General features: G+C 62.5%; 12 protein-coding genes and 1 pseudogene. 10 read left to right on the plus strand and 3 right to left on the minus strand.

Annotation, left to right across the window (positions count from 1 at the left end):
• Window positions 1–107: 107 nt before the first annotated feature.
• From BM017_RS28125 to argE, 6 genes are read left to right on the plus strand one after another with little or no spacing between them, the layout of a single operon-like run.
• Window positions 108–1,625, plus strand: a complete 1,518-nt coding sequence (locus tag BM017_RS28125) for an amino acid ABC transporter permease/ATP-binding protein (protein ID WP_092250664.1) — start codon at window positions 108–110, stop codon at window positions 1,623–1,625.
• A 27-nt stretch (window positions 1,626–1,652) separates the two neighbouring features.
• Window positions 1,653–2,525 carry a phytanoyl-CoA dioxygenase family protein gene (locus BM017_RS28130; RefSeq protein WP_071490169.1) on the plus strand — a complete coding sequence of 291 codons (873 nt, stop codon included), beginning with the start codon at window positions 1,653–1,655 and terminating at the stop codon, window positions 2,523–2,525.
• Between the two features lie 27 nt (window positions 2,526–2,552).
• Entirely contained in the window at window positions 2,553–3,383 is an 831-nt protein-coding gene (locus BM017_RS28135; RefSeq protein WP_071490168.1) for an ABC transporter substrate-binding protein, read from the plus strand.
• 54 nt (window positions 3,384–3,437) lie between these two features.
• Window positions 3,438–4,169, plus strand: a complete 732-nt coding sequence (locus BM017_RS28140; RefSeq protein ID WP_092250667.1) for a class II aldolase and adducin N-terminal domain-containing protein — start codon at window positions 3,438–3,440, stop codon at window positions 4,167–4,169.
• 10 nt (window positions 4,170–4,179) lie between these two features.
• Window positions 4,180–4,854, plus strand: a complete 675-nt coding sequence (locus BM017_RS28145) for a DUF1028 domain-containing protein (RefSeq protein ID WP_092250670.1) — start codon at window positions 4,180–4,182, stop codon at window positions 4,852–4,854.
• Entirely contained in the window at window positions 4,851–5,999 is a 1,149-nt protein-coding gene (gene argE, locus BM017_RS28150; RefSeq protein ID WP_071490165.1) for an acetylornithine deacetylase, read from the plus strand. Before BM017_RS28145 ends, argE begins: the two co-directional genes overlap by 4 nt.
• Before the next feature lie 121 nt (window positions 6,000–6,120).
• Here the strand turns inward: argE and BM017_RS28155 are convergent, their stop codons facing one another.
• The gene (locus BM017_RS28155) at window positions 6,121–7,362 is read right to left on the minus strand and encodes an acyl-CoA dehydrogenase family protein (RefSeq protein WP_092250673.1); all 1,242 of its coding nucleotides are present in this window, start codon (window positions 7,360–7,362) and stop codon (window positions 6,121–6,123) included.
• Window positions 7,363–7,603: 241 nt separating this feature from the next.
• Here BM017_RS28155 and BM017_RS28160 point away from each other — a divergent pair, with 241 nt between their 5' ends.
• Together BM017_RS28160 and BM017_RS28165 are read left to right on the plus strand one after the other, a co-directional pair.
• Entirely contained in the window at window positions 7,604–8,527 is a 924-nt protein-coding gene (locus BM017_RS28160) for an ABC transporter substrate-binding protein (protein ID WP_092250677.1), read from the plus strand.
• Window positions 8,528–8,552: 25 nt separating this feature from the next.
• Window positions 8,553–8,726 (plus strand): annotated as a pseudogene (locus BM017_RS28165) (DNA-binding protein); the annotation flags it as partial.
• Window positions 8,727–8,800: 74 nt separating this feature from the next.
• On the opposite strand, the gene gudD reads toward BM017_RS28165, so the two are convergent.
• Both gudD and BM017_RS28175 read right to left on the minus strand, forming a co-directional pair.
• Window positions 8,801–10,126 carry a glucarate dehydratase gene (gene gudD / locus BM017_RS28170; RefSeq protein ID WP_092250680.1) on the minus strand — a complete coding sequence of 442 codons (1,326 nt, stop codon included), beginning with the start codon at window positions 10,124–10,126 and terminating at the stop codon, window positions 8,801–8,803.
• A gap of 19 nt (window positions 10,127–10,145) precedes the next feature.
• The gene (locus BM017_RS28175) at window positions 10,146–11,504 is read right to left on the minus strand and encodes an MFS transporter (RefSeq protein ID WP_092250746.1); all 1,359 of its coding nucleotides are present in this window, start codon (window positions 11,502–11,504) and stop codon (window positions 10,146–10,148) included.
• 232 nt (window positions 11,505–11,736) lie between these two features.
• Here BM017_RS28175 and BM017_RS28180 point away from each other — a divergent pair, with 232 nt between their 5' ends.
• The gene (locus BM017_RS28180; RefSeq protein WP_071490160.1) at window positions 11,737–12,456 is read left to right on the plus strand and encodes a FadR/GntR family transcriptional regulator; all 720 of its coding nucleotides are present in this window, start codon (window positions 11,737–11,739) and stop codon (window positions 12,454–12,456) included.
• Window positions 12,453–13,148, plus strand: coding sequence for a tRNA (adenine(22)-N(1))-methyltransferase (locus BM017_RS28185; protein ID WP_092250683.1), 696 nt, complete (start codon window positions 12,453–12,455; stop codon window positions 13,146–13,148). The genes BM017_RS28180 and BM017_RS28185 overlap by 4 nt, the downstream gene beginning before the upstream one ends.
• The last annotated feature ends 29 nt before the right edge of the window (window positions 13,149–13,177 follow it).

The raw sequence follows: 13,177 nt of genomic DNA on the forward strand, positions 1-13,177 counted from the left end.
TAGGTTCTGCCTACCCAGTGCCCCGGCTTTTACGAATTGACCCCAACCGCCTCCCGCCACGACTCTGAACCCATCGATGTAGATCAACTTCTCAGGGCACAGCGACGATGACATTCGACTGGAACTACATGTTGGGTTTGCTGGGCGATGCCGAGTTCTGGCGCGCGACGTGGACGGTGATCAAGCTCAGCACCTTGACCTGGGTGTTGAGCATTGGGCTGGGCTTTCTGCTGGCCCTGGCCAAGCAATCCAGACATGGCCTGCTGAGCGTGCCGGCCCGCGGCTACATCTGGCTATTTCGCAGCCTGCCGTTGCTGGTGCTGCTGATCTTTATCTACAACCTGCCGCAAGCGTTGCCCGGTACCTCGGTGGTGCTGGCCGACCCGTTCTGGTCCGGCCTGTTGGCCCTGGTGATCTGCGAGACCGCCTACGTGGCCGAGATCCATCGCGGTGGCCTGCTGTCGATTCCCAAAGGGCAGGGCGAGGCGGCTCGTGCGCTGGGCCTGAAGTTCTTCGGCACCCAGTGGCGCGTGGTAATTCCCCAGGCGCTGCGGGTGGCGTTGCCGTCGCTGGCCAACGAATACATCTCCATCGTCAAGCTCACCTCCCTGGTGTCGGTGATCTCCCTGACCGAGATCCTGATGGTCGGCCAGCGCCTGTATTCGCAGAACTTCCTGGTGATCGAAACCATGGCGGCGGTGGCGTTCTTCTATGTGTTTATCGTCACGGTGTTCGACTTCCTGCTCAAGCGCCTGGAGCGCTTTCTCGACGTCAACCAGCGCAACGTGTCCCGTGTTCCCGATGCGGCGGTGCTGGCCCTGGCGACCCAGCAGCGCACTGCCTTGGCGCGCCCGGCCAATAATGGCGAGTCGGCGTTGCAGGCCACGCGGTTGCACAAGGCCTACAACGATATCGAGGTATTGGGCTCGGTGAATCTGCAGATCCAGCCCGGTGAAGTGGTGTCGGTGATCGGCCCGTCGGGTTCCGGCAAGACCACGCTGATCCGCCTGCTTAACGGTCTGGAGCAACTGGACAACGGCGAGATCAGGATCAATGGCCAACCCTTCATCCACTTGAACAAAGTCGGCGCGCAGAAACCCCAGTACATCGAGCACGCCGAGCATCGCCTGCACATCGGCATGGTGTTCCAGAGCTTCAACCTGTTCCCGCACTTGAGCGTGCTCGACAACCTGCTGATGGCGCCGAAATACCACCGCCTGGGCGCGACCGCCGAACTCAAGCAACAGGCCTACGCGCTGCTGCACAAGGTCGGCATGCTCGACCACGCCTGGAAGTACCCGCACCAGTTGTCTGGCGGCCAACAGCAACGCGTAGCCATCGCCCGCGCCTTGATGATGCGCCCGCAGATCATGCTGTTCGATGAGCCTACCTCGGCGCTGGACCCGGAGAAGGTCAACGAAGTGCTGCAGGTGATCGAAGCCCTGGCCGAGGAGGGCATCACCATGGTCATCGTCACCCACGAGATGAACTTCGCCTTCAAGGTCTCCGACCGCATCGTGTTCATGGAGAAGGGCCGCGTGGTCTGCGACGACACGCCGTGCGCCCTGCGCAGCGGCCACAACCCACGCGTGGATGCGTTCCTCAAGGACGTCTCGCTGGCGTGATCTCTTTAACGTTCAGGAAACACTAAAATGATCGAGCAATCGCAAATCGAACAATTCCAGCGCGACGGCTTCCTGGTGGTCGAAGGCGTGCTGTCGCAGGATGAAGTGGCCGCGTTGCAGCACGACTTCGACCAATGGGTGGAAGAAAGCCGCAGCCATGACCGGGGCTGGGGCGCCACTGTCGATGGCCGTGAGCGCTTTGACCTGGAGGGCGACCACCGCGCCGACCATCCGTCCCTGCGCCGGGTCAGCTCGCCCACGGAGATTTCGCCGGCCTATGAGCGCGTGGCGTTGCACTCGCGCATGGCGGCGATTTCCGCGCAACTGATCGGCGCCCAGGGCACGCGTTTTCACCACAGCAAGATCAACTCCAAGCTGCCCCACACCGCGACGCAGGTGAAGTGGCACCAGGACTTTCTGTTCACGCCCCACAGCAACGACGACATCGTCACAGCCTTGCTGATGGTCAGCGAAGTGACGCCGCAGAACGGCCCGCTGAACGTGATCCCCGGCAGCCACAAGGGCCCGCTGTGGTCGCACTGGCAGCACCAGCGTTTCACCGGTTCGGTGGACGACAGCGTGGTCGCGCAACACTGCCAGCAACCGGTGGCCTGCTACGGGCCGGCCGGCTCGGTGTGCTTCATGCACACCCGGCTTTTGCATGCTTCCAGCCCAAACGAGACCGAACTGCCGCGCACGCTGTTCATCAGTGTCTATGCCGCTGAAGACGCGCTGCCCTTCGGCGAAAACCCGTTGCCCAGCGCACATGCCGGCCTGTTGGTGGCCGGTGAAGAAAGTGGCTTGGTGCGTTCCACCGACAACCACATGCGCCTGCCGCAGAAGCCTCGTGGTGCGTCGTTCTTCGTGCAACAGGCGGGACAAGATTCAGCCACTGCCTAACCCCCTAAACCCTTGCAGGTAATCACCATGACAGCGTTTCGTAAAAGTGTTCGTCCCCTTGCCGTGTGCCTGCTGGGCGCAGCCGTTGCACTGACCTCGTTGGCCGCTTCGGCGTTCCAGCAGGACGGCAAGATCATCGCCGGTTCCGACGTGACGTTCTTCCCCTATGAGTACATGGATAACAACAAGCCGGCGGGTTTTGATATCGAGTTCATGGACGGCCTGGGCAAGGTCATGGGCCGCCAGGTCGAGACCCTCGACACACGCTTTCCCAACCTGATCACTGGCCTGCAGGCCGGGCGTTTCGATGTGACCAACTCGTCGATGTACATCACCGCCGAGCGGGTCAAAGTGATCGACATGATCCCTTATCTGAAAAGCGGCGAGTCGATCCTCACCCTTAAGGACAGCGCCTTCCAGCCCAAGACCCCGGAAGAGTTCTGCGGCCACAAGATCGGCTCCATGGGGGCCACCTCGTGGCTGGCGCAGATGAACAAGCTGTCCACCGAATACTGCGTCGCCAAGGGCCTGAAGCCGATCCAGATCAGCGAATACAGCACTGACCCGCAAACCACCCAGGCGCTGCTGGCCCACGCCGTCGAAGCGCAGATCACCGATGCCGCCGTGGCCCGAGGCGTGATCGACAAGCTCGGCAGCCGCGTGGTGATCTCGTCCGACACCCTGATCTACCCGGTGCTCAACGGCTTCGGCGTGAAGAAAGGCAATGACACGGTGAAAAAAGCCCTGCTCGACGGCCTGGAAAAATACCGCGCCACGCCGGAGTACGCCGCCCTGCTCAAGAAGTACAACTTCCAAGCGCCGACCGATGCCGACATCGCCGCACTGATGCCGAAGTAAACCTACACGCGCGTGCCGCATTCGCCTGCGGCCGCGCCCTGCGGAGAGCGATCCATGGCGTTATCCCACGAAGAACAGACGCGCATCGACCTGGCGGCGACCTTTCGCATCATCGCCCACCTGGGCATGCATGAAGCGGTGGCCAACCACTTCAGTGCCGCCGTTTCGGCCGATGGCAAACAGTTTCTGCTCAACCCGAAGTGGAAGCACTTTTCGCGTATCCGCGCGAGCGATCTGTTGCTGTTGAATGCGCACGACACGGCCTGTGCCGATCACCCCCACGTGGACGCCACGGCCTGGTCGATCCACGGGCAGATCCACCGGCTGTTGCCACAGACCCGTGCGGTGCTGCACCTGCACCCGGTGTACACCACCGCGGTGGCGTGCCTGGCCAGGCCGCACATCCCGCCGATCGACCAGAACACCGCGCGTTACTTCAACCGCGTAGCCGTGGACGAGTTGTACGGCGGCATGGCCGACACCGAGGCCGAAGGCGCACGGCTGGCCGGGTTGCTCGACGGCAAGACGCGCTTGTTGATGGGCAACCACGGCGTAATGGTCACGGCCGGTTCCATCGGTGAAGCGTTCGACGACATCTGGACCCTGGAACGTTCCTGCCAGATCCTCGTCACGGCCTGGTCCACCGGACAGCCGTTGCGGGTGCTGTCCGATGAAGTGGCAGAAAAAACCGCGCGGGGCTGGGAAGGCATCGCGGACTTTTCGCGCCAGCATTTCGAAGAAATGAAGCAGTTGATGATCGACGCTGACCCTTCCGTGCTCGATTGAGGACACCTCCATGACGTTTTCCGTTGTCGCCCGCTGCGCCGAGACGGGCCAGTTGGGCATTGCGATCAGCTCATCGAGCATTGCCGTGGGCGCGCGTTGCCCGTGGCTGCGTCCCGGCGTGGGAGCGGTGGCATCGCAGAACATTACCTTGCCGAGCCTGGGGCCTCAGGTGCTGGATTTACTGGAGCAGGGCCTGACACCGAGTGAAGCACTGGCGACGTTGGCCTGTCAGGATCACAGCGAGTATCGCCAGGTCAGCGTGATTGATCACCAGGGCCGCACCGCGCATTTCAGCGGTGCGCAGACCCTGGGTATTCACCACGCAGTGAACGGCGAGCAATGCGTGGCGGCAGGGAACATGTTGGCCAACCCCGGCGTAATCGAGGCCATGGTGGCGGCGTTCGAAGCGGCCCCGGGGCACCTGGCCGACCGCCTGCTGGCCGCGATGCACGCCGGTGTGGCAGGTGGTGGTGAAGCGGGGCCGGTGCATTCGGCGGCGCTGGTGATTGTCGATGACCTGCTGTGGCCAGTGGTCAATCTGCGTGTGGATTGGGCCGATGCGGACCCGATCAGCGCCCTCGACCAACTCTGGCAAGCCTATCGCGGGCAACTGCAGGATTACATCGACCGCGCCCTCAACCCGCAGATCGCACCGGGTTATGCGGTGCCGGGAGATGACCGATGAACAGCCGCGACCTGCTGGCGCAACTGGTGCGTTTCGACACCACCAGCCGCGAATCCAACCTGGCCTTGATCGACTTCGTGCGCACCTATTTGCAAGACCACGGCGTGGCCTGTGAGCTGGTGTACAACGCGCACAAGAGCAAGGCCAACCTGCTTGCGACGATTGGTCCGGCGCAGGTGCCCGGCATCGTGTTGTCCGGGCATACCGATGTGGTGCCGGTGGACGGGCAGCGCTGGCGCGTGGCGCCGTTCGAGCTGACCGAACAGGACGGCAAGTTGTACGGCCGTGGCACGGCGGACATGAAGGGCTACATCGCTTGTGTGCTGGCGTGCGTGCCGGCGTTGGTGCAGGCGCCGTTGCGCATGCCGGTGCATATCGCGCTGTCCTACGATGAGGAAGTCGGTTGCCTGGGCGTGCGCTCGCTGATCGAGCGGTTCCACGGGCAGCCGGTCAAGCCGCTGCTGTGTGTGATTGGCGAACCCACCGAACTCAAGCCGGTGCTGGGCCACAAAGGCAAGCTGGCGATGCGCTGCCAGGTGCATGGCGCGGCGTGCCATTCGGCGTACGCGCCGGCGGGCGTGAACGCCATTGAATACGCGGCGCGCCTGGTCAGCGAATGGGTGCGGCTCGGCGAAACGCTCAAGGCGCCAGAGCATCTGGATGCGCGTTTCGACCCGGCGTTTTCTACGGTGCAGACTGGTTTGATCAGTGGCGGCAAGGCGCTCAATATCGTGCCGCAGGACTGCAGTTTCGACTTTGAAGTGCGCTCGCTGCCGGCCCAGGATCCCTGGCAGGTGGTGCAGCAACTGCGCGACTACGCCGAGTACTCACTGTTGCCGGCGATGCGCGCGGTGAGTGCGCAATCGGCGATCAGCATCAGTGAGTTGTCGAGCTATCCCGGGCTGGCCACAGCGCCTGAAAGCCAGGCCGCCGAATGGGTGGCGCAGTTCTGTGGCTCGCAGGATTTTGGCACGGTGGCCTTTGGGACAGAGGGTGGTCTGTTCGACCAGGCCGGTATTCCTACGGTGGTGTGTGGGCCTGGCAGCATGGAGCAGGGCCACAAACCGGACGAGTTCATCAGCCTGGCGCAGTTGCAGGCCTGCGACCGGATGTTGGCGCGGGTGCTGAAGTTTGTGAGCGTGTAGGTTACCTGTGGGAGGGGGCTTGCCCCCGATGGCGATGGGTCAACTAACAATGCAGTGACTGATGTCCGCAATCGGGGGCAAGCCCCCTCCCACCTTTGATCTTTGTTGTGCCCTCTAACTGTCAGTGCTTTGCCACACCCACCCGCCACTGCGCAGGCGGCAGGACTCCATTGACCAGGTAATTGCCTACGATCCGCGACTTGTACACCCGCGGGTTATGGTTCGCCAGGGTGCGCGCGTTGCGCCACAGCCGGTCCAGCGCCTTGCTGCTGGCGGTGGCACTGGCGCCCAGGGCGTCGAACAAGGCGGTGGTCGCGGCCAGCGTCGCATCCACCACCGGGTTCACCGCCAGGCACACTTCCAGCTCGGCCAATGCAACCTGCGGATCATCGTCATGCAGTGGCTGGTCATGGGCAATCACAGACTGCGCGGTGTACTCCAGGCGTTGCGCCGCTTGCTGGGCAATCGCTTGAGCAGCGTAGGCTTGGCTCGCGACTTCGCCAATCACCTGTAGCAGTTGCACGTCCTGGCCTGCGGTGTCGGCATTGCCGGTGGTGAAGGTGCGGGCGCGCTGGCTGAGTTCTTCGGCACCGCTGAGGGCGGCGCGTCGGGCGATTCCGGCGAGGGTGCTGAGGTGGTAGAGCTGGAAGAACGACTGTCCATGGCCGAAGCGCTGTTGGGTGGGGCGCGCGTCGTTGTCCATCACCGGTGCGTTATCGAAGATGCAGGTGCCGCTGGCGGTGAGGCGCTGGCCGAAGCCGTTCCAGTCGTCGACGATCTTCACGCCGGGGGCTTTCAGGTCGATGACAACCGTATACACGGTGCCGTTTTCACCCGTCGCGATGGTATTGATCAGGTCGCTGTAGAGCGCGCCGGTGGTGTAGAACTTCTTACCGCTGATGCGCAATGCGCCGGCGGCATCGCGGTGCAGGCGGGTGTCGAAATCGCCACGGGCTCCGTTGCCGACTTCGGTGCTGCCGGGGGAGAGTAGGGCGCCTTGGCCGAGGCGGTCCAGCCACTTGGCGCGCCAGTCAAGGTCCTTGGCGCTGAGCACGTCTTCGCAAAAACCAAAGTGGCCGCGCAGGGCCTGGGTGATGTTGGAGTCGGCGGCGGACAGTTCCGCAAGCAGCGTGAGCAGCTCGACCAGGGTCGCATCCTGGCCGCCATAACTGGCCGGCAGGCGCCAGCGCGGCAAACCCAGGGCGTTCAGTTGCTGGATCACCGTGGCGAGGCTGGCGCGTGTCTGATCCGCCTCGGCGGCCTGCGCGAGAATGTGCGCAAACAGTGGGCGAAACGGCGCGGCCAGTTGCTCGTAGCGGGCAGTGGGCGGAGCGCCCCAGATATTCAAAGCGGGAATCGACATGCAATGGACCTTGCTGAAAGTGGTTCAGGTGCTGGGGTCCAGTGGTCTGGTGACGTCACCCTAACCCAGCGGCAGCGAAGGTTTTAATACGAAAAGCAACTAGCGACCTGTGGGACGGTTCTATCGATAGTGCCCAACAGTATTAAACCCCGCGCTTTTATTGCGTTAGCTTCTACCTGAAGCGACCAGACTGCATGCCCACAGATGGTTAAACCAACCCTCTAACCCTGTGGGATTTTTCATGATCAACCGTCGAACACTGCTGTCCTTGCTGGGCGTGGCCTCTCTTGCGCTCTATGGTCCGTCGGCCAGCGCCGCCGAGCCGTTGACCCTCGTCGTGGGTGACCAGTTCTTTTCCAACCGCATCGTGCTGGAGCTGTCGGGGGAGCTGGAGGACCTGCCGTACAAAATCGACTTCAAGCGCTTCAACACCGGTTCCCCGGTAGCCTCGGCCGTGGCCAGCGGCGCGCTGGATGTGGGCATCGTCGGCGACACCCCGGTGATCAGCCTGGCCGCCAACGGCGCACCGGTAAAAGTCGTCGCCAGCACCCAGACCAGCCTTGATGGCGTGGGCATTGTGGCGCGCAAGGGCATTCACTCGGTGGCCGACCTCAAAGGCAAGACCGTCGCCATCTGGAACGGCTCGTGGAGCCAGCAACTGGCGTACAAGGCGCTGGATGAAGCGGGTGTGCCACGCAGCAGCGTCAACTTCAAATACCTGCTGCCGGCCGAGGCCAGCCTGGCGTTGACCCAGGGCGACATCGACGCCTTCGGCACCTGGGAACCCTACGTGTCGTTGCAGGAAAAAGAAGGCAGCACCCTGATCCGCAACGCCAAGGGCCTGATGAGTGCGCCTACCTACATCGTGGCGTATGAGCCGGCCCTGGCGCAGAAAAGCGCGATCATCAAAGACTTCATTGCCCGCCTGACTCGCGCCCGAGCCTGGAGCAACACCCACGTCGATGAATACGCCGAAGCCTGGGCGAAGGCCAACCAGTCGGCGCCGGAAATCGCCAAGGTGTGGTTCAAGCGCGATGCAATCAAGGTGCTGCCGATCTCGCCGACGATTATCAGCGAGGCCCAGGCCACGGCGGACTTTTTGGTGGATGCACAGATGTTGAAGCAGCGGTATGACGTGGCGCCGTTGTTTGATCGGGTGCTTTAAACATCGGGGAAACAAGCGCTCATAAGGTGTGAACAAAGTGGCCGAGGCGGCTGGGGTGAACCGGGAGAGTCTTTATAAAACGTTGAAAGGCGGCTCGAAGACCCGCTACGAGACGATCCAGAAGCTGATGCTGGCCTTGGGCGTCGAGCTGACGGTACAGCCAATTGCAGGGGCGAGCGTGCTCGCGAAGAAAACCTAGGCATTGCGTTTATCCGGAGAGGACGCTTTATCCTTGGCGATCTTCGCGAGCAAGCTCGCTCCTGCAGGAAGGGGTTATCGCACCAGGCAGGGTTGCTTGTTGTTGAAGCGCCACCCCGGAATCAAGAATTGCATCGCCACGCTATCATCCCGCGCGCCGAGGCCCATGCCTTTGTAGGCTTCGTGGGCCTGGGCCACGGCGTCCAGGTCGATCTCCACACCCAGGCCTGGTTTGCTTGGGACCTTCACGTAACCACCTTCGATTTTCAGCGGCGCTTTGGTCAGGCGCTGGCCGTCCTGCCAGATCCAGTGGGTGTCGATGGCGGTGATGTCGCCCGGTGCTGCGGCGGCCACCTGGGTGAACATCGCCAAGGAAATATCGAAGTGGTTATTGGAGTGCGAGCCCCAGGTGAGGCCCCACTCATGGCACATCTGTGCAACACGCACCGAGCCCTGCAGGGTCCAGAAGTGCGGGTCGGCGAGGGGGATGTCGACCGATTGCAGCTGGATCGCGTGGCCCATCTCGCGCCAGTCGGTGGCGATCATATTGGTGGCGGTCTTAAGGCCGGTGGCACGGCGGAATTCGGCCATGACCTCACGACCTGAGTAACCGTTTTCTGCACCACAGGGGTCTTCGGCATAGGCGAGTACGTGGTGCTGGTCGCGGCACAGGCGGATGGCTTCCTTCAGTGACCAGGCGCCGTTCGGGTCGAGGGTGATGCGTGCATCCGGGAAGCGTTCGGCCAGGGCGGTGACCGCTTCGATTTCGGCATCGCCGCTCAATACGCCGCCTTTGAGCTTGAAGTCGTTGAAGCCGTATTTGGCCTGGGCGGCTTCGGCCAGGCGTACCACGGCGTCGCTGGTCAGGGCTGTTTCGTGGCGCAGGCGGAACCAGTCGTCGTCGCTGTCGGCTTCGTTGCGGTAGGCGAGCGTGGTGGCGTTGCGGTCGCCGACATAGAACAGGTAGCCGAGCATTTTTACCGCATCGCGCTGCTGTCCTTCGCCGAGCAAGGCCGCCACCGGCACTTCGAGAAACTGGCCCAGCAAATCGAGCAGCGCCGCCTCCATGGCGGTGACGGCATGGATGGTGATGCGCAGGTCAAAGGTCTGCAGGCCGCGACCGGCGGCATCGCGTGAAGCAAAGGCGCTGCGCATCTGGTTGAGGATGCGCTGGTACTGGCCGATGGGCTGGCCGATCACCAGGCTGCGGGCGTCTTCCAGGGTTTCGCGGATGCGCTCGCCGCCGGGCACTTCGCCGACGCCGGTGTTGCCCGAACTGTCCTTGAGGATGACGATATTGCGCGTGAAGTATGGCCCATGGGCGCCGCTGAGATTGAGCAACATGCTGTCGTGGCCGGCGACGGGGATGACCTGGAAGTGCGTAACGACGGGAGTATTCATGGCAGGTTCCTGACGGGTCTCAAAGTGGTTTGCCGAGGGCGGCGGTGGGCACGCCGCTCGGTGGCTTCAATGCGGCAGAGGGGGCCGTCCTGGCAAAAAACACCAGGACCGCGGCGAGCACCGAGGTGCCGGCCAGGCCATAGAGGCCACCCTGGATCGAACCGGTGGTCTGCTCCAGAAAGCCGAAGGTGGTCGGCGCGACGAAGCCGCCCAGGTTACCGATGGAGTTGATCAGCGCGATCACCGCAGCGGCAATGCGCACATCCAGGTAGCCCTGGGGGATCGGCCAGAACAGTGACGACGCCGACTTGAAGCCGATGGCCGCAAAGCAGATCGCCACAAACGCGAAGATAGGCCCGCCGGTGGTCGACATGAACATCCCCGCCGCCGCAATCAGCAGTGCTGCCGCGACCCAGGCCTGCTGGAACTTGAACTTGCCGGACAACGACGCGAAGGCGTACATGGCGATGATCGAGATCAGCCACGGGATCGAGTTGAAGAAACCGACCTGAACATCACTCAAGTCGCCCATCTTCTTGATGATGCTCGGCAGCCAGAACGTGGCGGCATAGATCGTCAGCTGGATGCAGAAATACAACGCGCAGAACAGCAGGATCTGGCGGTCCTTGAGCAGCTTGCCGAGGGTCGGCTTGACGCGGGTGAGGGCTTCGCGGTCGCGTTGTTCCTGGTCGATGGCATTGACCAGTGCGTCCTGTTCCTCGCGGGTCATCCATTTGGCGTCGTGGGGTTTGGAGTCGAGCCAGAACCACACAAAGAACCCCAGCGCCACTGAGGCCAGGCCTTCAATGGCAAACATCCATTGCCAGCCGTGGAAGCCAAACCCTTCGATCTGCAACAGCGCGCCGGAAAGCGGACCGGAAATCAGCGATGCGACCGCCGAGCCACTGAGGAAAATCGCAATGGCTTTACCACGCTCCACACCGGGCAACCAGCGCGTGAAGTAGTAGATCACCCCCGGGAAAAAGCCGGCTTCAGCCACGCCCAGCAAGAAACGCAGGATGTAGAAGTGGGTTTCGTTCTGAATGAACGCCATCAGCGTGGCGACGATGCCCCAGGTGAACATGATGCGGGTCAGCCAGATACGCGCGCCGACCTTTTGCAGCAGCATATTGGAGGGCACTTCGAAGAGGGCATAGCCGATGAAGAACAACCCGGCACCGAAGCCATACGCCGCTGCGCCGATGCCCAGGTCGTGTTCCATGTGCGTGCGCACAAAACCGATATTGACCCGGTCGATGTAGTTGAGGATGAACATGATCACGAACAGTGGGAGCACATGGCCCTTCACCTTGCTCACGGCGCGCGTGAGGACGGCATCATTTTCGGGTGTGGCAGATGCATGGCTTGAAGTGGTCACCATTCCAGACTCCCCCTGATTGTTTTTATGTGGGTTTGCGTGTCGAGTTGCCAGACATCATACAAGCTGTTTTATTTTTTCTGCAACATCCTTGGGTTTTCTTGGTTTTAGAGAGCTATGCAAATTGGTTGTCATACAAGTAGGTGGTTTTTTGGGCATCAACCACCCTGGAGGCGCGAGGGCCAGGTGGGGATGTTAAGCTTGCGGTTGCTCAACCCTGTGGACGCGTAATATGCCCATCGATAATGGAAGCTCTGTCCGCAGACGCTCCACCAACCTGGCCCAAGGCGTGGTCGACGCGCTGACCCAGCGCATCCTGCTCGGCCAACTCAAACCCGGTGAAAAACTGCCCTCGGAATCCACCATCGTGCACGAGCACGGCGTGAGCCGAACGGTGGTGCGCGAGGCTATCTCCAAGTTGCAGGCGTCCGGTCTGGTCGAGACCCGCCACGGCATCGGCACCTTTGTGTTGGAGCAGCAGGCCCAGCAGGGTTTGCGCCTGCATGTGGACACGGTGGCCAGCGTGCGCAACATGCTGGAGTTGCGCCTGGGCCTTGAAGTACAAGCCGTCGCGCTGGCGGCCGTGCGCCGCACCGATGCCCAATTGGCCCACATGCGCCAGGCGCTGGACGACTACCAGGCTTCCCTGGCCAGTAACGACAGCTGCGTGGAGGAAGACAAACGCTTTCACCAACTGATCGCCGAGGCCACCGGCAACACCTTCTTCACCGAAATCATGCTGCACCTGGGCAATGCGATGATCCCGCGCACCCAGGTCAAGGGCGATGAGCGCGGCGGTGCCGACTTCGCCAGGCTGGGCCAGTTGGCGAACCTGGAACACGAGGCGATCTTCAACGCGATCAAACGCCAGGACCCGGACGCCGCCCGTGCCGCGATGGTGCTGCACCTGACCAACAGCCGCGATCGTTTTTCCGGGGAGCAGGGCCGTTGAACGAACACACCTTATCCCTGCGCCTGGAGCGCGTGGCCGCTAACGTACCGGCGAGTGCGCGGCTGGCCGATATCGGCTCCGATCACGGTTATTTGCCGGTGGCGTTGCTGCGTCGCGGCCTGATCACGGCGGCAGTGGCGGGGGAGGTGGCGACCACGCCATTCCATGCGGCGCAACGTACCGTGCGCGACAACGGTCTGGAACAGCAGGTCACCGTGCGCCTGGCCGATGGGCTGGCGGCCATCGAACCCCATGACGGCATCACCGCTATCAGCGTCTGCGGCATGGGCGGCGAGACGATCCGCGACATTCTTGAAAGCGGCAAACAGCACCTGAGCGGTCAGGAGCGCCTGATCCTGCAACCCAACGGTGGCGAACAACCGCTGCGCCAGTGGCTGATGGACAACGGCTACGCGATCCTCCATGAAGAGCTGCTGCGCGAGAACCGTTTCTATTACGAGATCATCGTCGCCGAGCGCACCGGACCGGTGGCCTACACCGCCGAACAGCTGTACTTCGGCCCCCTGCAAATGCAGGCGCGCAGCCCGGCGTTCCTGGCCAAGTGGCAGCGCCTGTTGCAGCAAAAGCACAAGACCCTGGCCAGCTTCGAGCAGGCGCGGCAGGCGGTGCCGCCAGACAAGTGGCAGGAGATTTCCCAGCAGGCCAGGTGGATCACCGCGCTGCTGGCTTGATCGACCCTCATTCAAACCTGATGACCAAG

Source organism: Pseudomonas sp. NFPP04 (assembly GCF_900113815.1).
Taxonomy (GTDB): Bacteria; Pseudomonadota; Gammaproteobacteria; order Pseudomonadales; family Pseudomonadaceae; genus Aquipseudomonas; species Aquipseudomonas extremorientalis.

Coding starts and splice junctions, on each gene's coding strand:
- BM017_RS28160 (WP_092250677.1), top strand. CDS start 7,604: ATGATCAACCGTCGAACACTGCTGTCCTTGCTGGGCGTGGCCTCTCTT.
- argE (WP_071490165.1), top strand. CDS start 4,851: ATGAACAGCCGCGACCTGCTGGCGCAACTGGTGCGTTTCGACACCACC.
- BM017_RS28145 (WP_092250670.1), top strand. CDS start 4,180: ATGACGTTTTCCGTTGTCGCCCGCTGCGCCGAGACGGGCCAGTTGGGC.
- BM017_RS28135 (WP_071490168.1), top strand. CDS start 2,553: ATGACAGCGTTTCGTAAAAGTGTTCGTCCCCTTGCCGTGTGCCTGCTG.
- BM017_RS28140 (WP_092250667.1), top strand. CDS start 3,438: ATGGCGTTATCCCACGAAGAACAGACGCGCATCGACCTGGCGGCGACC.
- BM017_RS28125 (WP_092250664.1), top strand. CDS start 108: ATGACATTCGACTGGAACTACATGTTGGGTTTGCTGGGCGATGCCGAG.
- BM017_RS28155 (WP_092250673.1), bottom strand. CDS start 7,362: ATGTCGATTCCCGCTTTGAATATCTGGGGCGCTCCGCCCACTGCCCGC.
- BM017_RS28130 (WP_071490169.1), top strand. CDS start 1,653: ATGATCGAGCAATCGCAAATCGAACAATTCCAGCGCGACGGCTTCCTG.
- BM017_RS28180 (WP_071490160.1), top strand. CDS start 11,737: ATGCCCATCGATAATGGAAGCTCTGTCCGCAGACGCTCCACCAACCTG.
- gudD (WP_092250680.1), bottom strand. CDS start 10,126: ATGAATACTCCCGTCGTTACGCACTTCCAGGTCATCCCCGTCGCCGGC.